The organism is Enterococcus moraviensis ATCC BAA-383, from assembly GCF_000407445.1.
In the GTDB taxonomy this organism is placed as follows: Bacteria; Bacillota; Bacilli; order Lactobacillales; family Enterococcaceae; genus Enterococcus_L; species Enterococcus_L moraviensis.
In genome coordinates this window covers 1,172,690-1,197,327 of sequence record NZ_ASWB01000001.1, presented here as the reverse complement: position 1 = coordinate 1,197,327, position 24,638 = coordinate 1,172,690, and the positions used below count along the sequence as shown (strand labels likewise).

19 protein-coding genes are annotated in these 24,638 nt (G+C 35.8%); all 19 read left to right on the top strand.

The features are described from left to right. The first annotated feature begins 14 nt into the window (after nucleotides 1-14). Entirely contained in the window at nucleotides 15-1,388 is a 1,374-nt protein-coding gene (locus I586_RS05630; protein WP_010764128.1) for an O-antigen ligase family protein, read from the top strand. Next, entirely contained in the window at nucleotides 1,385-2,209 is an 825-nt protein-coding gene (locus tag I586_RS05625; RefSeq protein ID WP_010764129.1) for a LicD family protein, read from the top strand. The genes I586_RS05630 and I586_RS05625 overlap by 4 nt, the downstream gene beginning before the upstream one ends. 24 nt (nucleotides 2,210-2,233) lie before the next feature. After that, nucleotides 2,234-3,154 carry a WaaS/CpsH family glycosyltransferase gene (locus I586_RS05620; RefSeq protein ID WP_010764130.1) on the top strand — a complete coding sequence of 307 codons (921 nt, stop codon included), beginning with the start codon at nucleotides 2,234-2,236 and terminating at the stop codon, nucleotides 3,152-3,154. 80 nt (nucleotides 3,155-3,234) lie between these two features. After that, nucleotides 3,235-4,659: a lipopolysaccharide biosynthesis protein gene (locus I586_RS05615; protein ID WP_010764131.1), complete on the top strand. Its 1,425-nt coding sequence runs from the start codon at nucleotides 3,235-3,237 to the stop codon at nucleotides 4,657-4,659. A 141-nt stretch (nucleotides 4,660-4,800) separates the two neighbouring features. Continuing rightward, entirely contained in the window at nucleotides 4,801-7,215 is a 2,415-nt protein-coding gene (locus I586_RS05610) for a C39 family peptidase (RefSeq protein ID WP_051092181.1), read from the top strand. Nucleotides 7,216-7,230: 15 nt separating this feature from the next. After that, nucleotides 7,231-7,758, top strand: a complete 528-nt coding sequence (locus I586_RS05605; RefSeq protein WP_010764133.1) for a hypothetical protein — start codon at nucleotides 7,231-7,233, stop codon at nucleotides 7,756-7,758. Nucleotides 7,759-7,897: 139 nt separating this feature from the next. Then, entirely contained in the window at nucleotides 7,898-8,872 is a 975-nt protein-coding gene (locus I586_RS05600) for an NAD-dependent epimerase/dehydratase family protein (protein ID WP_010764134.1), read from the top strand. A 126-nt stretch (nucleotides 8,873-8,998) separates the two neighbouring features. Continuing rightward, on the top strand, nucleotides 8,999-9,739 hold the full coding sequence (locus I586_RS05595; RefSeq protein ID WP_034701590.1) for a glycerophosphodiester phosphodiesterase: 741 nt from the start codon (nucleotides 8,999-9,001) through the stop codon (nucleotides 9,737-9,739). Nucleotides 9,740-9,744: 5 nt separating this feature from the next. Further along, complete coding sequence (gene miaA / locus I586_RS05590) at nucleotides 9,745-10,656, top strand: tRNA (adenosine(37)-N6)-dimethylallyltransferase MiaA (protein WP_034701807.1); 912 nt, start codon at nucleotides 9,745-9,747, stop codon at nucleotides 10,654-10,656. A gap of 12 nt (nucleotides 10,657-10,668) precedes the next feature. After that, nucleotides 10,669-11,910 (top strand): GTPase HflX, encoded by a 1,242-nt coding sequence (gene hflX, locus I586_RS05585; protein ID WP_010764137.1) that lies wholly within the window; start codon nucleotides 10,669-10,671, stop codon nucleotides 11,908-11,910. Between the two features lie 156 nt (nucleotides 11,911-12,066). Next, nucleotides 12,067-13,389, top strand: a complete 1,323-nt coding sequence (locus I586_RS05580; protein WP_139242665.1) for a DUF6056 family protein — start codon at nucleotides 12,067-12,069, stop codon at nucleotides 13,387-13,389. Between the two features lie 320 nt (nucleotides 13,390-13,709). After that, nucleotides 13,710-14,093 carry a MerR family transcriptional regulator gene (locus I586_RS05575; protein ID WP_010764139.1) on the top strand — a complete coding sequence of 128 codons (384 nt, stop codon included), beginning with the start codon at nucleotides 13,710-13,712 and terminating at the stop codon, nucleotides 14,091-14,093. Between the two features lie 41 nt (nucleotides 14,094-14,134). Further along, nucleotides 14,135-15,475 carry a type I glutamate--ammonia ligase gene (gene glnA, locus I586_RS05570; RefSeq protein ID WP_010764140.1) on the top strand — a complete coding sequence of 447 codons (1,341 nt, stop codon included), beginning with the start codon at nucleotides 14,135-14,137 and terminating at the stop codon, nucleotides 15,473-15,475. A 131-nt stretch (nucleotides 15,476-15,606) separates the two neighbouring features. Then, nucleotides 15,607-15,915 (top strand): antibiotic biosynthesis monooxygenase family protein, encoded by a 309-nt coding sequence (locus I586_RS05565; RefSeq protein WP_010764141.1) that lies wholly within the window; start codon nucleotides 15,607-15,609, stop codon nucleotides 15,913-15,915. Nucleotides 15,916-16,039: 124 nt separating this feature from the next. Beyond that, nucleotides 16,040-17,077: a DUF3114 domain-containing protein gene (locus I586_RS05560; protein ID WP_010764142.1), complete on the top strand. Its 1,038-nt coding sequence runs from the start codon at nucleotides 16,040-16,042 to the stop codon at nucleotides 17,075-17,077. Nucleotides 17,078-17,257: 180 nt separating this feature from the next. Next, the gene (gene nifJ / locus I586_RS05555) at nucleotides 17,258-20,935 is read left to right on the top strand and encodes a pyruvate:ferredoxin (flavodoxin) oxidoreductase (protein ID WP_010764143.1); all 3,678 of its coding nucleotides are present in this window, start codon (nucleotides 17,258-17,260) and stop codon (nucleotides 20,933-20,935) included. Between the two features lie 155 nt (nucleotides 20,936-21,090). Next, entirely contained in the window at nucleotides 21,091-21,978 is an 888-nt protein-coding gene (gene cdaA, locus I586_RS05550; RefSeq protein WP_010764144.1) for a diadenylate cyclase CdaA, read from the top strand. Beyond that, nucleotides 21,975-23,132 carry a CdaR family protein gene (locus I586_RS05545; protein ID WP_010764145.1) on the top strand — a complete coding sequence of 386 codons (1,158 nt, stop codon included), beginning with the start codon at nucleotides 21,975-21,977 and terminating at the stop codon, nucleotides 23,130-23,132. The genes cdaA and I586_RS05545 overlap by 4 nt, the downstream gene beginning before the upstream one ends. A 42-nt stretch (nucleotides 23,133-23,174) precedes the next feature. Continuing rightward, nucleotides 23,175-24,530 carry a phosphoglucosamine mutase gene (gene glmM, locus I586_RS05540; protein ID WP_010764146.1) on the top strand — a complete coding sequence of 452 codons (1,356 nt, stop codon included), beginning with the start codon at nucleotides 23,175-23,177 and terminating at the stop codon, nucleotides 24,528-24,530. The last annotated feature ends 108 nt before the right edge of the window (nucleotides 24,531-24,638 follow it).

Genomic DNA, 24,638 nt, shown 5'->3' with positions numbered 1-24,638 from the left:
AGGAGACAGGGTTAATGATGAAAAAAGCGAATGAAATACTTGATAAGGTGGAAATACCTTTTATCCTTCTTTGGGAATTTATGTTAATTTTACGTATGATTAGTACTTATAGTCTTATTCCATCAAAATTTGATAGTGTTATTTTCACTATTATTTCATTGGCTGGGGGATTATTACTTATCCGAAATGGACTGGACTGGTTTCAAAAGAGGGAGAAACCAAGCCTATTATTACTTATATTTACAGCAGTACTGATTATTTCTTCGATTGCTAATGGTTCATCTGAACTAATGTCGAATTTCAAGTTAATAATCTGGGAAGTACTTTTTTTCTTTGTTGTTTATGAACTTGGGAAAAAGAATCGGAAAGAATTGTTTCAGTTAGTCGAAAAGGTTTTAGTGTTTACTTGGCTGATTCTAGTGATTATTTCGCTAGGAATGTTCTTTGTTCAATTTAAATATACAGCGCCACTAGATAAATTATATTATGGTATTCGTATGGGATTCGTTGAAAACCGTTTGTACGGTGTTTTTGTAGATCCTAACTATGCTGCAACCATTTCCGTAGTTGCAATCTGTTTTTCTCTACATTTATTTAAAGAAGCAAAAGGGAAACTTTATAAAGGTCTTTTGATCGCTAGTATTCTTTTGGAATTTTTCTTCGTTGTCCTTTCAGGTTCAAGAACAGCAACGGTAGAAATCATGGCTATTACGGTTGTGGCGGTATTCTTCTATTGTTATTACAATAAAAGAACGATGGCGTTAGTAAAAAGACTGGCTTATTCAGTAGCTATTACAATGGTGGCTGTCATAGGACTATATTTTACAATGGAAGTAACACAAAAAGTATCTGTAGTGTCTGCTAAAGCAGTAAGCAAAGTGATTGTGGTAAAAAGTAATGATAAAGAAAGTATTTCTTTAGATCGTCCAGATACAGGGGAAGATTCGGATGTTTCTAACAGCCGATTTAAGCTTTGGAAAAGTGCATTTGAGATATTTGAAAGCACGCCAATACTCGGAACTTCGCCAAAAGGAATCCTTCCGTATGCTCAGAAAAATTTACCGAATACATGGATTTCTCAAAAAGAACAAACCCCACATAATTTTTTATTCTTTTTATTAGCAACAACAGGACTTTTAGGAACGATCCCATTTATTTTGTTCATTTTATATAATGTGTTTAAAACACTGATTACTCTATTTAAAATGAATACAAATAATTACACAGATTACTTATTTCAAAGTTTGATCGTATTAACGATTTTAATCTCAGCATGTCTAATTACAGATATCGTTTTGGTAAATAGACTAGGTGCAATGCTGTTCTTTCTATACATTGGCAGGTTGAATTCAAAAAACGAGAAGGAAACGAGTGAAATAGAGATATGAAAGAACTAAGTATTAAAGAAATTCAAGAGGTCAGTGTAGAAATTCTCGTACACATCGATGAAATTTGTCGGAAAAATGATATTGAGTATTCGATTTATTATGGTAGTTTGATTGGATCAGAGCGTCACCAAGGGTATATCCCTTGGGATGATGATTTAGATATCGTGCTGACTCGTCCGAACTACGACCGTTTAATCAAATTATTAGCAAATGACGAAACGTATTTATTATTGAGTTTAGAAACAAGAGAAAAATATCGTTATCCATTTGCCAAATTAGTCGATAAAAGAACCTGTGTGAAAACAACACAATTTTACCATAGCGAAGACCCCGAGCTAGGGGTTTTTGTAGATATTTTTCCAATAGATGGTTTTCCATCGGATGATTCTGCTAGAAAAGAATTTGGTGAAAGATGTAGTCTTTATTTTGATAACATGATAGGAACATTAAATGCTTCATACGCTATTTCAAAGACAAGATGGAAAGCTTATGGCAAGAGAATCTTACATTACCCTAAACATCGTAAGTTGATGAGACAAGGTGATTACAAGCATTGGAAAAATTTACTAATGGAAGAAATGAGTAAGTATCCTATTACAGAAACATCTATATGTGGGTACATTGAATTTGTTGACGAAAAATGGGGTGTTTTCCCTACAGAATGGTTTAACCATTATGAAGATGTTCAATTTGCTGGGAGAACGGTTCGAGCGATAAAAGACCGTCAAAAGTTTTTAACGTTGCGATATGATGATTATATGCAATTACCACCAGAATCAGAGCGAGTGACGCATCATCCATATACATTTTATTGGAAATAAGTTAAGCAAGGGAGCCAGAAATCGTTGAATTATGGTCGAATGATGATTATTACTTTAGATGAGAAATCGGTACTGTTTTCAAAGGACGCACAAGATCTAGGTATCCATGTAGAAAAATATTTTGATAAGCGATCTTTGATTGTGAAAGTACTAAACTATGTAGATAAAAAAATGAATGTGCAATTGGCCTCTCTTTTTTATGGAAATTGGAAGAAAAAATTGAACGAGATAGATGTTGTTTTGTTGAACTCTCATTTCTTTTCACGTCCGTTAATAAAGTACTTGAATCGAAATTTCCCAACCATTCGTATTATGGTTTGGTACAGTAATCCTGTGGCTAAAGATACGCCTGTTGACTTTTTTTCTGGATTGGCGTGTGAGCTTTGGTCATTTGATAAAGATGATTGTAAGAAATACGGATTAAAACATAATAATCAGTTTATTGATCAGACAAAACTAATTGTGACTAAACATGATCCTAAGTATCACTCTGATATTTGTTTTATCGGCGTGGACAAAGAGCGGTTAAATCTATTGCTTGAACTAGAACAATACTTTATCAGTGAGAAGTTGAATCCGTTTATTTATGTAGTAAACTCATCGAAAAATTCTCGTTTAGATTATGATTACAAAGAGGCCATTTCATATGATGAATTGATCAATTATGAAGGGAATACCCACGCCATACTGGATGTTGTTCAAAAAAATCAACATGGACTGTCACTTCGTCCGATCGAGGCAATGTTTTTAGAGAAAAAACTAATAACAAACAATACGAGTGTTGAAACGATGGATTTTTATGTTCCAGAAAATATTTTTATACTGAATGAAAACAACAAACATGAAATACCAGCATTTTTAACGACACCGAGCATCACTCTTTCAGAGGAGATCAAGGAAAAGTACACATTTAAAGGGTGGTTTAATAATTTTTTTAAGAATTAGCCTGGCTGATTTATCCTTATAAATGAACGATCCACGATTGAAAAATGCTAAAAAAATCAATGAAATAAGAGGAACCTATCATGAATGAAAAAGCTAAATCGGTCATAAAAAATTTATACTATACAGTTGCGGCTAATTTTGCTACGTTGGGAATCTCTGTTTTATTAAACTTGTTTGTACCCAAGTTATTGGGTGTTACGGAATATAGTTACTGGCAGTTGTATGTATTTTATTCCTCTTATGTAGGATTTTTTCATCTAGGCTGGATTGATGGAATCTATCTGAAAATTGGAGGAGAAGAATATGAGCAGCTTGATAAGCGAAATCTAGGCTCGCAATTTTGGTACCTAGGTATTTTTGAATGTATCGTTTCATCACTGGTCATTATTTGGGCACTATTCTTTATGCCATCAGGAAACAAAACGATTATTTTGTTGCTTACGGCAGTTGTTTCATTGATAACAATCGCGAAAACCTTTATTTTATATATCTTTCAATCTACGAATCGAATCAAAGAGTATGCACAATTATCAAGAAGTGATCGCTACATATATGTAGTATTGATAGGTATCTATTTTCTTTTAGGTGGTCGTAATTTCTTTTGGCTGATTGTTATGGATATCATGTCTAGACTGATTATGACGATTTGGGGAATGTATCGGATCAAAGATATGCTCAGCTTAAAGTTAGTAAGTCTAAAAAAAGTATTTCCAGAAATAATCGACAATATCAACATTGGTAGCAAACTAATGCTTAGTAGTGTGGCGAGTATGCTCATTATTGGAACGATTCGTTTTTTTGTTGAAAAGAAATGGACCATCCAAACGTTTGGTAAATTGTCTTTTACACTTAGTATCTCTAATATGTTTTTGACTTTCGTCAATGCTGTGGGCGTTGTTATGTTCCCTTTGTTAAGAAGAACGAATCAAAAAAAATTACCCGCTTTATTTGTGACGTTGAGAGATTTATTTGTTCCCATCACGTATGCTATATTATTGTTTTATGTTCCGGCTAAGTATGTGCTTTCATTATGGTTGCCTGAATACGCAGAAAGTTTGAAGTTTATGGGAATTCTATTTCCGATTATCATCTATGAAGGTAGAATGTCCTTGTTAATCAATACGTATTTAAAAACAATGCGTAAGGAAAAATCAATTTTATTTGTTAATGTAACAACTTTATCTTTATCATTGATTTTATCGGTGATCATTATCTTTGGCTTAGGCAACCTTACTTGGGCAGTTGGACTGATCTTGATTAGTTTAGCTTTCCGTTGTAATTTTGCTGAATACTTGTTGTGTAAATCAATGAATATTCACATAGAGAGTTCTATGGCGTTTGAAACGCTGTTAACAGTTCTGTTTATACTAAGTAATTTAGCTTTTGGAGGAAGTTTTATAAGCACGGCAGCCTATGCCGTTTGCTATGTCATTTATCTGTTGGTAAATTATAAAAAAATAATCCGAAGTTTCAAAGAGTTTCGAGGTTTATTAAAAGGAACGTAAGTATTAGAAATAACGATAAATAAAAAAATATTTTGTTGAACACACTTAAACTAAAGATTGGTTTTAGTGTGTTTTTTACTTTTTGTAGCGTGGACAAACAATTATAATTTTGTTACAATCATTTTACAAGGGGTGAAGAATTTGAAGAGAAAATATGGTTATTTAGTAGTTGGTATTTTGACAAGTTTCATGATTTTACCTTCAGTAGCAGCATCAGAAGAACAGGTAAATGTATCTGAAAGCGCTATTGAAACTCAAAGCAACGAACAAAGCACAGTATACATATCTGAAAGCACTTTAGGGACAGAATCACAGAATAGTGAGAGTAACTATGAAACTGAAAGCGCTGAAACCACTGAAGCAACAGAATCAACAGAAACAATGGAATCAACTGAACCAACAGAAAGAAAAGCAGCACAACCAAAATTAAATTACGCCATCTATAATGAAAAGATAGGATGGCAAGCAGGACCAGACAATGGTGGAAGCAGTGCGTTTCCTAATAATAGAATTGAAGCTATTAAAATTGGAATTGAAGGACTTGCACCAAATGAAGGTGGGATCCAATATCGTGCCCATGTAGCTGAAGTAGGGTGGCAATCTTATGTTAAAGCTAATGAAATTAGTGGTGTTGGTGGTAAGCGATTAGAAGCGATTCAAATTCAATTAACGGATAATTTAAAATCAAAATATACTATATATTATCGAGTTAAAGTTCAAAACTTTGGCTGGTTAGATTGGGCTTCAAATGGTCAAAGTGCTGGTACTATGGCTTTTTCATATCAAATTGAAGGAATTCAAATTCAATTGAAAGAAAAAGGACAAGCAGCGCCAGGTGCAACCAAACGTCCGTCAGTACAATATAAAAAACCTAACGTGAACTATCAAAGTCATGTTCAAGATATCGGCTGGCAAGCAGTAAAATCAAATGGTCAAACTAGTGGAACAATGGGACAATCAAAAAGAATGGAAGCAATGAAAATTGCTGTTAATAACTTACCCGTTACTGGTGGCATTGAGTATAGAAGTCACGTACAAGATATCGGCTGGCAACCATACGTTTCCAATAATGCAATTACTGGAACGATGAAACAATCGAAAAGGATGGAAGCTTTAAGTATTCGTTTAACGGGTGAAGCTGCAAAACATTTTGATATATATTATCGTGTCCATTCTAAAAACTTTGGTTGGTTAGATTGGGCTAGTAATGGTCAAAATGCTGGAACTGCAGGATTTAGTTACCAATTAGAATCAATAGAAATTAAAGTAGTGAAAAAAGGAACAGCTGTTCCAGGAGCGAAAAAAAGATATTTTGTCCAGTTCAAACAGCCTAATGTCATTTACCAAAGTCATGTACAAGACAAGGGGTGGCAAACGCCAAGTAAAAATGGTCAAACAAATGGATCATTGGGACAAAGCAAAAGAGTAGAAGCGATTAAAATCAAAATCGATAACGCTCCAGTTACCGGCGGAATTGAATATCGAACGCATGTACAAGATAAAGGCTGGCTAAGCTATGTTTCTAATAATCAATTAAGTGGAACAACTGGGGAGTCTAAACGAGTTGAAGCATATGATGTTCGTTTAACTGGTGAATTGGCAAAACATTTTGATGTTTATTACAGAACCCACACAGAATACTTTGGCTGGTTAGGATGGAATAAAAATGCCGGTGTCAGTGGTACTTCAGGCTACCGTTTTAGAATGGAAGCTTTTGATATTGTTCTAGTCAAAAAGATGGCTAAAGGGCCTGCCGTTTCAAATAATTATAAAAAAGCTCCAGCTGGTATGGGAAACTACTATATGGATGCACCAAAAAGAGTAGAACTTAGAACAAATCATTTTTATACAAACCGTTCTTTGAATAGAGGAAATGATATCTCTGCTGGAACAGTAGTCAATGTCAATAAAAGAGTGCTAGATAAAAATGGTTATCCAATCTTAGAAACACCATATGGTTACATTACTGCAAATAAGAGTATTGTTGCTGCAACGAATAGTGGGCAAAGAACGTATATGAATGTTCCTTACTACAATCAAATTACAATGGGATACCAAAATGGCTGTGAAGAATTTTCTTTATACATGGCTTTAGAGTATCTAGGTGCAACACATGGACAAAATGTTCATCAAGTTACAAATGCGGTTCCAAAAGTTCCTTCTTGGGGGAATCCACATGAAGGATTTAATGGCGACCCAGCAGATAAATATGGTTTCCACACAATTTATCCTAGAGCATTCACACCATATGCGCAACGATATGCGGCTAATTCAAGAGATATCAGTGGCGTTGACACAGGTCGATTCAAGGAAGAACTAATGAAAGGCAATCCCGTCGTAGTATGGGGAACGTATCCTTATTTAGCAGCACCAATTATTGACGGAACGTATTATGGTTCTTTAAAAGTAGGAAATCTACATGTTTGGTTAGTAACTGGATTTGATGGAAATAGTTTCCATGTAACGGATCCAATTTATGGAAAAATGTGGGTTAGTGAAGGAACGGTAGCTCTTTCTTACAGCCCGAATAAAATGGCTGTTGCTATCGATAAATAGAATAGAGGATAAATAATGAAAAGTAAGAAACTTTTGTTTTTATTTTGCATCGTCATTTTAATAGTAGGTATTGTTGTGTTTATTAGAATGGATGATAAAAAAACTACGAAAAATCAAGACTTGGAGACAAGTTCATCTCAAAGTTCGGATAATTTTGATAAGTCGAAAGTTATAGATTATTCTAATGAAACGGAAGTATCTTTTAGCTATGAAGAAGTGACAATTCCGATGGAAGAAATTGAAAAATATAGAGAAGAAATTGAAAAAGCAGGTTTTGATAGTACATTATTTACAGACCAAGAAATTCAAACAATGCAGGCTAAAATTAAAAAAAGTGGCCAAACTATTTCCCAATATATAAACAGTTTACCTGATAAAGTCATTGATGAAAAAGAGATTGAGAAGGCTCGTGAAGAGTTAAGAGCGGCAAATATCGATCCTGATAAAATATACAATAACGAACTAGTTGATATGATAAAACAGACAAAGAAAGAAAATAAATCGATAGTGGATATTGCAAAAGAAAATAAACACGAGAATTGATGAATTAAGGTGAAAATTGACTAGTTGTCCTTAGGGGCAACTAGTTTTTTTTCGATTAAAGTAGACCTCTTTGACCATCCATGATAAACTAAAGGAGATTTAGAAGTTGATTTTATCTAAAAGTAGGAGTTATTGATAAATGAATAATATATTAATTACTGGTGGAGCAGGTTTTATAGGTTCTACCTTAGCCAATTTTTACAGTAAAGACCATAAAGTGACAGTTATTGATGATTTATCGATGGGAAGTGTGAGCAATCTAGACACATCTGCTAATATTCAGTTTATAGAAGGTAGCGTGACGGATTATCGTTTGATGGAAGAAGTATTAACAGATACTCAATTTGATTACATTTTTCATTTAGCTGCGATTGCAAGTGTGGCAGATTCGGTTGCACGCCCGTTAGAGACACATCAAATAAACTTTGATAGTGTGTTTCAATTACTAGAATTAGTAAAGTGTAATCAAGCGGAATTAAAACGCCTAGTATTTGCATCTTCTGCTGCGGTATATGGAGATGAGCCAACGTTACCTAAGCAAGAAGAATCTGTTATTCGTCCATTAACACCGTATGCAATCGATAAGTTTGCAGCAGAAAAATATGTCGTCGATTATTTCCATTTATACGATATCCCTACAAGTGCGGTACGTTTCTTTAATGTATATGGTCCAAAACAAAATCCTGAATCCCCTTATTCTGGTGTGATCTCGATTATGATGGATCGCTATAAAAAACTGTTGAACAAAGAAAATACCACATTCACAATGTTTGGTGACGGGACACAATCAAGAGATTTTGTTTTTATAGACGATGTCGTTCAGGCCTTAAATCTTATAGCAACATCATCAGAGACCTTAGGTGAAGTCTATAATATTGGGACTGGTGAAGCAATTGAATTGAGTGAATTAGTGTCAATTGTAGACGATTTTCTAGGTGTTTCTTTGCCGATTCGCTATGATAATGAACGTCCTGGTGATATCAAACATTCACTTGCAGATATTTCTAAAGTGAAAGGAATAGGCTATCAACCCAATTATACAGTCAAGACTGGACTTGAAAAGTATGTTTCATATGAACTAGGTGCTTTAGAAAAAGATTCTTCACGTAACTAATATCAATAAAATACCGAAACAGGCGGGATGAGTGAGTCTCGTCTGTTTTTTTAGAAATAGATGCCTCTTAATTGTTTGATACTCATTATTAGGAATGATACAATGATTTCGATTGGAGGGAGAACTGTGACAAGAATAATCGCCCACCGTGGAAGTAAAGGAACTCATCCAGAAAATACGTTAGCAGCTTTTAAAGAAGCAGTTCATGTTGGTTCTGATGGAATTGAATTAGATGTTCAATTATCAAAAGATAACCATTTGATCGTAATTCATGATGAGAGAGTTGATCGTACTACAAACGGACATGGAGAAGTTAGAGATCTAACATTAGCAGAATTAAAGGAATTAGATGCTGGCAGCTGGTTTAAAAAAAATCCAGTGATCCAAGAAATTCCCACATTAGAAGAAGTGGTTTTATTTCTTAAAAAAGAAAATTTTCGTGGTCTATTGAATATTGAAATCAAAACCGATAAAGTACCTTATGATAGAATTGAACAGTTACTTGTTCAACTCATGACATCACAAAACTGGCCATTTGAGTATATGTATTCAAGTTTTTATTTTGAAAGTTTGGAAAAAATTTGGCAAATAGATAAAAAACAAACCATTGCATTAATATTTGATATGTCAGAAAAAGCAGAAAGACAAGCACTTCTAACCGATTTTGTTGAAGGAATCCATCCTAAAATCGATTGGGTCCTTGAACACAAAGAGGAACTAGCGGATTTTCCAAAATCGATTCGACCGTGGACTGTTAATGAAGAAAAAGAGATGATGTTTTGCTTTAGGCATCATTTGACGGGGATTCATACGGATTATCCGAAAAAGGCATTAGAATTACGTGGAGCAATGCAAAATAAAGGATGAAAAGATTGAAAAAAGTACTAGTAATTGTAGGACCAACAGCTGTTGGCAAAACATCTTTAAGTATTGAGTTAGCAAAAAAACTAAACGGAGAAATCATTAGTGGTGATTCAATGCAAGTCTATAAACATTTGGATATAGGAACTGCAAAAGCGACTGTGGAAGAACGTCAAGGGATTGTCCATCATCTGATTGATTGCCGAGAACTGACCGAGACCTATTCAGTAGCTGATTTTCAAAAAGAAGGACGTCAAACGATTGAATCGATAACAACAAGGGGAAAAGTACCAATCGTTGTTGGAGGAACAGGTCTGTATATCCAGGCATTGCTTTACGATTTTGAATTAGGCGCCAAAGATGAGTCGACAGAGATACGTGAGTATTATCAACAGTTTGCGGATACCCATGGGAATCAACGCTTATGGGAATTACTTCAAGAGAAAGATCCATTAGCTGCTCAAAGTATTCACTTTAATAATCAAAAAAAAGTGATTCGAGCGTTAGAAGTTTTTGATAAAACCGGACGAAGTATTTTGACACCAAAAGAAAAGCCCAAGAAGTTATATGACTATTTTTTAATTGGGCTAGAAACGGATCGTTCTTTACTTTATGATCGAATCAACACCCGTGTTGATTTAATGATTGATCAAGGCCTTTTGAAAGAAGCCAAAGAATTGTATGAAAAACAAACGCAACAATCAATTCAAGGTATCGGCTACAAAGAGTTTTTCCCTTATTTTGAAGGGAAAGAAACGCTGCAAGAAGCAACGGATCAAGTGAAACAAAATTCGAGAAGATATGCGAAAAGGCAATTGACTTGGTTTAGAAATCGAATGAATGCCAGTTGGTGGGATTTAGTACAACATCCTGAATCGGTATCAGATTTAGAAAAGGAAATAGCGTGTTGGCTGGATTCTTAGGAAGGATAAGAGATGGAAAAATTAGCAGAAAAGGTTATTTTAGTAGGTGTCGAAACAGAAGGAAACTATACTCGTTTTGAAGGCTCAATGAAAGAATTGAAAAATTTGACCAAGACTGCTCAAGGAGAAGTCGTGTTTTCTTTGACACAAAAGCGCCCACGCGTCGATGCCCAAACAGTTATTGGAAAAGGGAAAGTAGAAGAGTTAGTTCAATTAGTTGATGCGTATGAAGCAGATATCGTTATTTTCAACCATGAATTAACACCTAGACAAAACCAATTGATTGTTGAAGCGGTTGGGGTAAAAGTAATCGACCGAGTACAACTAATCTTAGATATTTTTGCAATGCGTGCTCGTTCAAAAGAGGGCAAATTACAAGTTGAGCTAGCACAGTTGAATTATTTACTGCCACGATTGATCGGACAAGGAAAACAGCTTTCTCGTTTAGGTGGGGGAATTGGTACAAGAGGACCTGGTGAAACCAAGCTTGAATCAGATCGTAGACATATCCGCAATAAAATTATTGCCATTAAACGTGAGTTAAAAGAAGTAACCGCACATCGGGAACGCAGCAGACAAAAGCGTCAATCCTCTGACCTTTTTCAGATAGGATTGATAGGTTATACGAATGCTGGAAAATCAACGATTTTAAACTTATTGACGACTGCAGGGACTTATTCAGAAGATCAACTTTTTGCCACATTAGATCCTCTGACCAAAAAATGGCAGTTGCCCCAAGGAATGATTGTGACATTAACTGATACGGTGGGTTTCATACAAGATTTGCCAACACAATTGATAGAGGCATTTCAGTCGACTTTAGAAGAAAGTCGAGGGATGGATCTGTTGTTACATGTGGTTGATGCAAGTGCCCATGACCGTTTACAGCATGAACAAACTGTGGTTGAATTACTGAACGATTTGGATTTAGAACAAGTTCCAGTATTAACAGTTTACAATAAGAGTGATCAAATTGATGAGTCAGAGTTTGTACCAACCTTGTTTCCAAATGTTTTAGTTTCGGCAAAGAGCACTTTAGGAAAAGAAGAGCTAACAAAAGCTGTTAGAGAGAAGATGATGGAATTGTTAGTTCCATATGAACTTGATATTTCTTCGAGTCAAGGGCAACAGTTAAGTGAATTAAAGCGTCATACATTACTTTTATCAGAAACATTCGAAGAAGTAGAGAATGTGTACCATGTGAAAGGATTTGCTAAAAAAGAGTCTAAGTGGACACGAGAATCAAACGAGTAAACAATGAACTAGATTTCCAAAATTAGTAGTATTATGAGACCGAACAAAGCAATGAGATTTTCAGTTGCTCTGTTCGGTTTTTATTGATTTTTAGTAGTTAGTTCACGTATCTAATGATATACTAAATAAAAAAAAGTATAAGGAGATAATTTGGGTTTGAAAAGTACTTTAGAAAGAAATAAAAAGAATTATGTGTTTTATATAGGATTGTTTGTTTTGGCAGTTGTCTATCTTCTAAATTTTAACGTTGATTTGAATTCAGATGATGGTTGGTTTATGACGATATCACGAGACCATACGTTTCTGGAGTTCATGCAATGGCGCTACAATAATTGGTCTGCCCGATTATTCCCAGAAGCCACATTATATGTGATTTTTTTGGTTCCTTTATTTATTCACCATCTAATTAGTGCTTGTGCGTGGTTTTTGTACAGTTATTCTTTGGTACGCATATTTGTAGGAAAAGTTAGTCGAAGGGATTTTTTGATTGCCTTTTTATCACTTGGATTTATTAATGTTTGGGTTTTGAAAGACTCGATTTTTTGGATTACAGGGGCAGTAAATTATTTATGGCCGTTAGCATTAGGATTGTTTGCAATGATCCCTTATGCAGATAATTTTTTTAGAAATAAAAAACCGTCTATTTGGTTCTATTTGGTACCAGCTTTTATTTTTTCATTTTCAAATGAGCAATTGATAGCTTGTATCATTGGGGTCGTTATCGTTTATCATATTACAGTGTTGATCAAAAAGGAAAAAGAAAATTATTTACTTTATATCCCAACTGCATTATTCATCTTTGGTTTTACGTTTATGTTTTTAGCACCTGGAAATAAACTTAGGATGCAACAAGAGGTTAAGATGTGGATGCCTGACTTTAATGAATTGTCCTTGTTTTCAAGAGTTTTAAGAGGTAGTTCTTGGTTATTCGAAGGATGGCAAACAAAATTATTATTGTTGTTTATGATGATTCTCGTGGTTTCGTTAGTGATTGACCACACCAGACTACTAGCCAAAATCACTGCAGGTTACACCGTATTTTTATTTTTATTGAACTATAATTTACCAAATAGATTTACTAATTTCCAACTTATTAAGGAAAACGAGTGGATTCACTCGCTAAAATCCGGAAATGTTTTGAGTGGGACAGTATTCAATTCACTTGCGCCATATATGCTTTGGGGCATATTCTTTGGTTTGATTGTCACATTGTCAATAAGAATCGCTGAGCAAAAAGTATTTATTGGTCTAAGTTACAGTGCTGCTCTATTTTCGTCTATATTGATGTGGTTCTCACCGACAATGTATGCTTCTGGTGCTAGAGTACTTATGTGTGCATCGATTTTTCTAATAATTATTCTATTCCTACTCTATCAACAAGCATTAACGAAGGTAAATCAATATGGGAAAAATCGTCTGCTTTTTTATGCAGGTTTCATCCCAGTAATCAATCTATTATGCGTGCTTTTCTTATTGTAAAGAAAGATGAGGAAAGAAAAAAGTTTAGTTGTTATAAATTGTGACAAACAAAAAAGTGTGCTTAATAAAGAAGCAGTGGAGATGCGTTTAGGGAATTTAAGTTGAGTCGTTTACGCGGTCGATTATTTTAGTAATAAGAGCTTTGGTATAACCTAAATAGGTATATCATGGCTTTTTTTATATGCAAATTTGATGAATTTCAAATAAAATAACCAATTTTAACTCAAATAATTCGTTTTATGTTAGAAAACCTAACATAAATCATTGACAATAGAAAAAAGTATTGATATTCTATATTTATCTAAGAGAGGGGGGTGGATATGAGAGAGAAGGAACTGAGAAGATCAATGTCGGTTTTTCCAATTGGTACAGTTATGAAACTGACTGATTTATCAGCACGTCAAATCCGTTATTATGAAGAGCAAGATCTGATTCATCCTGAAAGAAGTGAAGGAAATCGACGGATGTATTCATTGAATGATATTGACGTCTTGCTAGAAATCAAAGATTATTTATCAGATGGTCTAAACATGGCCGGGATCAAACGCGTTTATGAAATGAAGTTGGAAGAACAAATGCATGCACAAGAATCGAACAAGCCGCTAACTGATGAAGATGTTCGAAAAATTTTATATGATGAACTTATTTCTCAAGGCGGACTTACTCAACAGAATCCATTCCAATCCAGAGGACCAAAACTGTAACCTGAGATTCACATAAAAAATGAAGGACGTGAAGGAATACTATGACAAAGAAACAAAACACAGTAGAAGATATCAAACGAATTGCCGATGAAGAAAATGTTCGATTTTTACGATTAATGTTTACAGACATTATGGGAACAATCAAAAATGTGGAAGTTCCAGTGAGCCAATTAGACAAAGTGTTAAGTAATAAAATGATGTTTGATGGGTCTTCTATTGAAGGTTTTGTGAGAATCGAAGAGAGTGATATGTATCTGTATCCAGACGTTTCAACATGGATGATTTTTCCATGGGAGAGTGATCACGGGAAGGTCGCACGTTTGATTTGTGATATCTATAATCCAGATGGTACGCCATTTGCAGGCGATCCTCGTGGCAATTTAAAACGAGCACTTGCAGATATGGAAGAGCTAGGGTTTACATCGTTTAATCTTGGCCCAGAACCAGAATTCTTCTTATTCAAATTAGATGAAGATGGAAAAATCACAACAGATTTAAATGACCGAGGTGGTTATTTTGATTTTGCCCCAACAGACCTTGGAGAAAATTGTCGTAGAGATATCGTCCTTGAATTAGAAAGTTTAGGTTTTGAAGTCGAAGCATCTCATCATGAGGTAGCACCAGGCCAACATGAAATCGATTTTAAATATGCAGATGTTATTGAGGCTTGTGATAATATCCAAACATTTAAATTAGTGGTTAAAACAATAGCTAGAAAGCACGGATTACACGCAACGTTCATGCCAAAACCATTGTACGGGATCAATGGATCTGGGATGCACTGCAATATGTCATTGTTTAAAGATGATGAAAATGTCTTTTATGATGAAAATGGTCCAATGCAACTAAGTCAAACGGCTTATCATTTCCTTGGAGGATTATTAAAACATGCACGAGCATATACAGCAGTTTGTAACCCAACTGTTAATTCATATAAGCGTTTAGTACCAGGATATGAAGCACCAGTATATGTTGCATGGAGTGGACGCAATCGTTCGCCATTAGTACGTGTTCCAGAATCTCGTGGACTTTCTACTCGTTTAGAATTACGCTCAGTCGATCCTTCAGCAAATCCATATTTAACAATGGCGGCATTATTACAAGCTGGTTTAGATGGAATCAAAAATGAAATTGAGCCACCACAAGCTGTTGATCGCAACATTTATGTGATGAATGAGGAAGAGCGAAAAGAAGCACAAATTCATGATTTACCTTCAACTCTGCATAATGCAATCAAAGAGCTACGCAAAGACAAAGTCATGGTCAATGCACTTGGTGAACACATTTATGTGAACTTTGTTGAAGCGAAACGTATGGAGTGGGCTGCTTTCCGTCAAACCGTTTCTGAATGGGAAAGAGAACAATATTTAGAATTATATTAAAACTTGTGTAAGGTTGAGCCAAAGTGCTCAGCCTTATTTTTTAGTTGAAAGATAGTGCAGTTTAAACTTGAGAAATATGCTATACTTATAATTGAGAATCATTATCAATTGAGGTTAAAGGAGAGAATGCCATGATTATTCAAACTGTAGCTTTCATTATAAAAAAAGAAGGCAAAGAAATGTTTGAAGCTAAGACAAGTAAGGATGTTACTTCGATGCTAGGTTTTTCAGGATGCTTATCAAGTGAATGTTGGTTTACAGAAGATAAAGATAGTTGCGAGTTCATGTTGGTTTCAAAATGGGAGAATAAAAAAGATTTTCAAAATTGGTTAAAACGTCCAGAACACTTACAAGAACATCGAGATGCTCATAAGAACAAAGAGGCCAAACCATCTGTTGTAATAGAAAAAATCAGAAAAAGTTATGACCTTTCTTCTTAAAAATATCGACTAGAATCTGAGGCAAATTTCTTTGTTTTAGATTCTTTTATTTTGTTCAAATGAGTGTAACTATTTTGAAAAAGCAGGTATAGTAGAGTTTAAACGAACACGAAGGAGAAAAGGTATGAAAGAGTCCGAGTTTTCTTCAACTGACTTTAATAGGATAACGGAGCTTCAGCGCGAAGGCTGGGATCTAGCAGCTATCGTTGTCTATATACATAAAATCAAGGAAAATAAGTTAAAGTGGGATCAAGAGCTTTTTTTGATTGGTTCTGAGATGTATACAGAAATGTTTGCTCAAAGTGAGCTTTCAGCACAAGAAAAAGTCATACTGGTCATCAATCATTTGGGTGGTTATTTAAATGAAGTAGGTGATTTACAGTTTGAGGAAACTAAGTATCGATTTTATGAGCAAATGCCTCCAGGCGCTTTATTTTTTAGTCTGTATGCAAAAGCGGTACAGCAAGCGTATCCGAATGGTTTACTTATAGCAAAAGAAGATAAGACATTATCAAAAATAGTACTCAAGAAAAAATATTCAACAGAAACGAAAATCCACCAATTCAGAAATCAATTGGATAAATGCACTATCGAGTATGTAGAAAACTATAGAGAAAAATATGACTTGCAAAATGATGAAGCTGCCATAAAAATGATTCTTGGTAAGAACTGGTTTTATGCGGATCCTCACTATCATAATCGTGCCCAACTTGGGGTAGTTCTATTGACAGATGATATCAGGAAAAACAATCGAACAATGACAAATAAAGGGTTATTCAAAAAACTAAAAACAGAAGGATTCTATCGAAAAATAGTATCAGCAGATTATCATAGCGAATTTATTGTAGACGAAGCGGGACAATTATTAAGCCAATGGAGTGAAACAGTCAAAAGAACAGACTATTTTGATTGTGCCATTGCAAATGGTGAAACGTTTAATTATGGAGAACGCCCTAGAATTGATTCATTTCAAACGCACGATAAATTAGATGGTAATCCTCCTCGGTTTTTGGATACAGAAAAGCGAAATACCATAAAAAAAAGTTGGATTTCTCCTAAAGACAATTGGGTGTATCAGCTAGTCAGAAGGTTAGCTGAAAAAGGAGTAAGATATAAAAGCAGAAGTGAACAAAAGCGCCAAAAGAAAAATAATAAAAGTTGAGACGTGTCTCAACTTTTTTTCACAAAAAAGCCTCAATGTTGTAATAGGAGAAAGCTAAATAAATAATAAGTTTGTGAAATGTTTTCACAAACTGTTTCAAATTTGACAAGCTTCCGTTATAATGGAGAAGAATATGCGTGCAACTATTCTACTTTTAGATAGAAGGATGATGACTATATAATGCGAAAAATGAAGACAATGGATGGAAATACAGCAGCCGCATACATCTCATATGCGTTTACTGAACTTGCGGCTATTTATCCAATTACACCGAGTTCAACAATGGCAGAACTTGTTGATCAATGGTCGGCAGAAGGTAAACAAAATATTTTTGGACAACCCGTAAAAATCGTTGAAATGCAATCAGAAGCAGGTGCCGCTGGAGTGGTTCATGGATCACTTAAAACAGGTGCGCTAACAACTACATATACTGCTTCACAAGGGTTACTATTAATGATTCCAAATATGTATAAGATTGCTGGAGAATTACTTCCTTCAGTTTTTCATGTGGCAAGTCGTGCTGTGACAACGAATGCGTTGAATATTTTTGGTGACCATGGAGATGTGATGGCCGCTCGTCAGACTGGTTTTGCGATGTTGTGTGAAAGCAGTGTGCAAGAAGTCATGGATTTATCGCCAGTTGCTCATTTGGCATCAATTGAATCGAGTGTTCCATTTATCAACTTTTTTGATGGGTTTCGCACGAGTCATGAAATTCAAAAAATAGAAGTATTAGAATACGACGAATTAGCGCCATTATTGGATCAAGAGAAATTAGACAAATTCCGTAGTAGAAGTATGAATCCAAATCATCCTTCTGTTAGTGGAACGAATCAAAATCCAGATATCCATTTTCAACAAAGAGAAACGATCAATCAATATTATGAAGAAATCCCTGCAATTGTGAAAAAATATATGGACGAAATCAATACATTAAGAGGGACAGCCTATGATTTGGTTACATATTATGGGGCAGAAGATGCTGAAGAAGTAATTGTTTCCATGGGATCAGCAGCGCAAGCGATTGAGCAAACCATTGATTATTTAACCAAACAAGGTAGAAAAGTTGGTTTCTTAAATATTCATTTGTACCGCCCGTTTCCGATTGAAAGCTTTTTAGAAAAAATGCCCAAAACTGTTAAAGCTATCGGTGTGATAGATCGCACAAAAGAACCTGGAGCAGGTGGTGAACCTTTGCTACTGGATGTCCAAAGTGCGATGTATGAATCTGATCTACGCCCAATGATCATCGGTGGACGTTATGGCTTAGGGTCAAAAGATGTTTTACCCAATCAAATTGTGGCAATTTATAACGAGTTATTAAAAGATAAAAAAGCAGCGAAGTCACGCTTTACAATCGGTATTGTGGATGATGTGACCTATACATCGCTTGACTGCGGAGAAGCATTAGATCTAACAAATTCCACTACTTATCAAGCAAAATTTTGGGGATTTGGTTCAGATGGTACAGTTGGGGCAAATAAATCAGCAATCAAGATCATTGGTGATCATACAGATAAATATGCTCAAGGCTTCTTTTATTATGATTCAAAAAAATCTGGTGGACTAACTGTTTCTCATTTACGTTTTGGTGAGACTCCGATTCGTTCGACTTATTTAATTGAGCATGCTGATTTTGTTGCCTGTCATACGGCAGCGTATTTGAATACGTATGATTTAGTGAAAGGCCTGAAAAAAGGGGGTACCTTTTTACTAAATACAGTTTGGAATGATGAACAATTAGAGCGGTTTTTACCAAATAAATTGAAAAAATATTTAGCAGAAAATAACATTAACTTTTATACGATAAATGCAGTTAAACTAGCAAGTGAAGTGGGGCTAGGCGGACGCATCAATACAGCGATGGAAACTGCTTTCTTCAAATTAGCAAACATCATGCCGTTCGATGAAGTCTTGCCAATATTAAAAGAAGAAGCTTTCAAGAGCTATGCTAGAAAGTCGATGTCTGTTGTGGATAAAAACATTCAAGCAATCGAACGTACGGTTGAATTGTTGCATAAAGTCGAAGTACCAGAATCTTGGCAAACAGTTGAAATAAAACCAAAAGTACGCCAAGTGAATGTGACGGATTATGTTCATGAAATTGTAGAACCAATCAATCGTCAAGAAGGTAATGATCTTGCCGTTAGTGCCTTTGTGAAAAATGATATGACAGATGGTCGGATGCCACTTGGTACAACAGTAGTGGAAAAGAGAGGTATTGCTGTAGAAGTGCCGGAATGGAACAGTGACCGCTGTACAATGTGTAATGAATGTGCGTTTGTTTGCCCACATGCAGCGATTCGACCATTCTTAGCGGACGATGAAGAAATGGAAGAAGCACCAGAGGGCTATATTGTAAGAGAAATGCGTGGTGCTGATGGACTAAACTATCGGATCCAAGTTTCTGTAGAGGATTGTACAGGTTGTGGTCTTTGTGTAGATGCTTGTCCAGCCAAAGGCAAAGCATTAACGATGAAACCTTACGAAGAACAAAAAGAACAAGCCATGAACTGGGCCTTTTCTATGACATTAAGACAAAAAGAAAATCCAGCGAAACCAAATACCGTCTTAGGCACACAATTTAATAAACCGTTATTAGAATTTTCAGGTGCTTGTGCTGGCTGTGGCGAAACGCCATATGTAAAACTATTGACACAAATGTTCGGAGATCGCATGATGATTGCCAATGCAACAGGTTGTTCTTCTATCTGGGGTGGGGCAGCGCCTGTTTCACCTTATACAATCAATGATGAAGGGCAAGGTCCTGCTTGGTCCAATTCGTTATTAGAAGATAATGCAGAATTTGGTTATGGCATGTTATTAGCAAGTCAAACACGTCGTGAACATTTAGCTATGAAAATGACTGAGGCAATGCCTGTTGCTTCGTCCACCCTAAAATTATTGATGGAAGATTGGATCAATCATATACATACAGGGGAAGGGACACAACAACGTGCAGCTAAACTGAAAGCGGCATTGATCGATGAAAAGAATCAACAGCCGTTATTGGAAGCTATTTATGCTGATCAGGATTTATTTGTGAAAAATAGCCAATGGATGATTGGCGGAGATGGTTGGGCCTACGATATTGGTTATGGCGGGATCGATCATGTTCTTGCTAGCGGAGCAGATGTCAATATGTTGGTCTTGGATAATGAAGTTTACTCCAATACTGGTGGTCAAACATCGAAAGCAACTCCAGCCTCTGCGATTGCGAAGTTCTCGGCTAGTGGCAAATACGTTTCTAAAAAAGATTTGGGAATGATGGCAATGACGTATGGCAATGTTTATGTCGCTCAAATCGCATCAGGTGCAAACCAAATGCAAACAATCAAAGCCTTTGAAGAAGCAGAACGTTTCCCTGGGCCATCGATTATTATCGCTTATACGCCATGTATTACTCATGGTCTTGCTGGTGGTATGAGTAAAACGTTAGAAGAGGCCAAAGAAGCCGTTAATTCGGGCTATTGGTCATTATACCGTTATAATCCTGAATTAAGAGAATCAGGAAAAAATCCAATGACCTTAGATTATAAAAAACCAAATTTTGAAGAGATGCAAGGTTTTATGCGCAAACAAGTTCGTTTTTCTTCATTGGAATCTACACAGCCTGAGTTTGCAGGTAAACTTTTTGAAAAGACAGTGGATGACGCTAAAAATCGTTTTTATAATTATGCACGTATGGCAGGCCAAGAAGAAAAAATTCGTGCAAAACTTGAAAAAACAGTAGATGAGACAGTCGCTGAAAAAGCACCTCGTGTGAAAAAAGAAAGAGTAGTTGATCCAGAAGCAGAAGCAAGAAGAGCCGCAAGACGTGCGGAGCGTGCAGCTAAGCGTGGAAAAACAGAAGAATAAGAACTGATTTGATTTAGAATGAAAGAAGTTAGGCAAATTGCTTGGTTCTTTCATTCTTTTATTTAAATTTTTCTATCGTTTGCACTCATCCTGTAACCAAGTAAAAGATTATGGTATACTTATTAAGAAATCTTCAGAGAGAAGTGAGGTTTATGATGTCTTTTCAACTTAGTCAATTATTTGATTTGAATTATTGGCGGCAATTGATCTCATCAGATTTCTTGTCGCGTGATTATATCATCAATATTATAGATATTTTGGTAGTATGGTATCTTGTTTATAAATTGATCATGCTCGTTAGAGGCACAAAAGCTGTCCAGCTATTAAAAGGGGTCGCTGTTTTTATTGTGATTCGAATACTGAGTGAGATCATTGGGCTGCATACATTGTCTTGGCTGATGAATCAAGTCATCATGTACGGTGTAATTGCGGCAGTGGTGATTTTTCAACCAGAAGTCCGGCGAGGCTTAGAGCATCTTGGTAGAAGTTCATTTTTCCGAACCAGTCGATCTGAACAGCAGGAAGACGAAAAAATGATACTCGCCTTTGATAAAGCGATCCAGTATATGTCCAAACGAAAAATTGGTGCGTTGATCACAGTAGAAAGAAATACCGGTTTAGATGAATACATTGAAACAGGTATTGATTTAGATGCTGATATTTCAGGAGAATTGCTGATCAATATTTTTATTCCCAATACGCCACTACATGATGGAGCAGTCATTGTGAAACAAGGCAAAATTGCTGTAGCAAGTGCTTATCTGCCTCTATCTGAAAGTAATTTGATTCCCAAAGAATTTGGGACTCGTCATAGAGCGGCTGTCGGTATCAGTGAAGTAAGCGATGCGATAACGATTATTGTGTCAGAAGAAACAGGGGACGTGAGTCTAACGTTAAACAATGACTTGATTCCTAGATTAACACAAGAAGAATACCTAAAAATCCTTAGAGCTGAATTAGTTCCTAAAGAAGAAAGTAAAGATAAAAAGAATCTTTTGCAGCACTTTATTGACGGTGTATCGAAAGGGGCGAAAAGAAAATGAGAAAGTCCTCCCAAAGCAATTGGTTTTCAGGACTGTTAGCTTTACTTTTTGCCTTATTGCTATTTTTCAATGCTAATTCATCCGGAAACATCTCTAATATATCCAGTACAAACCAAGTCTATGACGAAATGCTCTACAATATTCCAGTACAAGTAGAATATGATCAAACAAAATATTTCGTTTCTGGTTATGAAGAAACTGTTAATGTTCACTTAAGCAGTGCAAATCGAATCCAATTGAATTTAGAATCAAATGAAGATACGAGGAATTTTCAAGTTGTTGCAGATTTGACCAAAACGCCACTGGGCACTTCGGAGATCCAATTGAGGGTCAAAGGATTAAGTACAGCAGTAACTGCTGAAGTAGAACCAAAAACAATCACAGTAACGATAGAAAAAAAAGTAACGAGAACATTTGATGTAGAAGCCCAGTTACCAGAGACTATTGAAGCAGACGGCTATAAAGTAGACAACGTTTCTTTAAGTCCTAAGACAGTAGAAATCACAACTGGGGAAGAAACAGCTAAAGCAATTACGCGTGTTGTTGCGCCACTATCAAATGTTAAACAATCGGTTGATACCATCAAACAAACGGTCAATGTTCAAGCGCTTGATGCTAAAGGACAAGTATTAAGTATTGAAAATCCGGCACCACAAGTAAAAGTTGTTGTTGATCTAACATTGCCATCAAAAGAAGTTGGGCTCTCAATTAGTCCGACAGGTTCACCGCCTTCCGGTGTTGAACATTATACATTTAATCTTTCAGAGCAAAAAGTCGAGATAAGAGGAACAAAATCTGTTTTAGATGCAATAGATACAATAGATTTACCAGTTGATGTGAGCAATATAAAATCATCCACGAAGCAAAAAGTAAAAATTCCCACAAATGCAGAGTATATTGTTTCACCTGAAGAAGTAGACGTGACGATCAATCCAGTCTTTGCAGGAACTAGCAGTAGTTTTTCTGAAACTAGAGGACAAAGTTCAACGACCACAGCCACAAGTCAGTCGTTGCCGCAACCTGTGCCGTCAAGTGAAAAAACGACAAGTTCCTCTAGTACACCAAGCACGTCAAGTTCCTCTAGTGTTGATAGCACTGCTGAAAATGAAATCGAAAGCGGAAATAGTTCGCTTTCTATAAATCAAGCTGATTGACCTAAGAAAACAGCTATTTAGTTAGGTAGAAGGAGAGTTATAATGGGTAAATATTTTGGAACAGATGGAGTTAGAGGAATTGCAAATAAGGAATTAACGCCAGAGTTAGCATTTAAATTGGGCCGTTTCGGCGGATACGTATTAAGTCAACATGAAGATTCTACACGACGTCCAAGAGTTTTGGTTGGTCGTGATACACGTATTTCGGGTCAGTTACTAGAACAGGCTTTGATTTCAGGACTTTTATCTGTTGGGATTGAAGTCTTTCAGTTAGGTGTTATTTCAACACCGGGGGTTGCTTATTTAACAAGATTGCAAAAAGCATCTGCGGGTGTCATGATTTCTGCTTCTCATAATCCAGCAGAAGATAACGGTATCAAATTTTTTGGCTCAGATGGTTTTAAATTAGTTGATGATCAAGAACTTGAGATTGAGGCATTATTAGATGGAGCAGAAGACACTCTTCCTCGTCCATCAGCAGAAGGCTTAGGAACACTTGATGAGTTTCCAGAAGGGCTGTTAAAATATTCTCAATTTTTAGTTCAAACGATTCCAGGCGATTTATCTGGTTTAACCGTTTGTATCGATGCTGCAAATGGTGCAACAGCCACTTCAGTTAATCGTTTATTTGCAGATTTGGAAACCGACTTTTTCACAATGGGGACAAATCCAAATGGATTAAATATTAATGATGGAGTGGGTTCCACTCATCCTGAAAAATTAGCAGAAATGGTTGTTGAAAAAGGGGCAGATGCAGGTCTTGCTTTTGATGGTGATGGTGATCGAATCATTGCAGTTGATGAATTAGGTAACATTGTCGATGGTGATAAGATCATGTTTATCTGTGCAAAGTATCTTGCTGAAAAGAACCGTTTGAAAAAAGATACAATCGTTACAACTGTTATGAGTAATTTAGGTTTCCGCAAAGCGGTAGAAGCTGCTGGAATGAAAGATGTCATCACTCAAGTCGGTGACCGTTACGTTGTCGAAGAAATGCGCAAAAATGATTATAACTTCGGTGGTGAACAATCTGGACACATGATCTTTTTAGATTACAATACAACAGGTGATGGAATGCTTTCTGGTATCCAGTTACTGAATGTAATGAAACAAACTGGGAAAAAATTATCAGAGCTTGCTGCTGAATTAACGGTTTATCCACAAAAATTAGTAAATATTCGAGTAACAGATAAACATGGTGCCATGGATGTACCAGCAATTAAAGAAGTTGTAGAATTAATGGAAACTGAAATGAATGGTGATGGACGTATTTTAGTTCGCCCTTCCGGAACAGAACCGTTATTACGTGTGATGGCGGAAGCACCAACACAAGAAAAAGTTGATTATTATGTAGATAAAATTGCAGATGTTGTAAGAGCTGAAATTGGTATAGGATAAACACTGTTTAGAATAACCCGTTTACATGGCAACATGTAACGGGTTATTTTTCTGATTTTATAAAGGACGAATAATTAATGTTTTATTTCAATGATTGTTCGATAATTC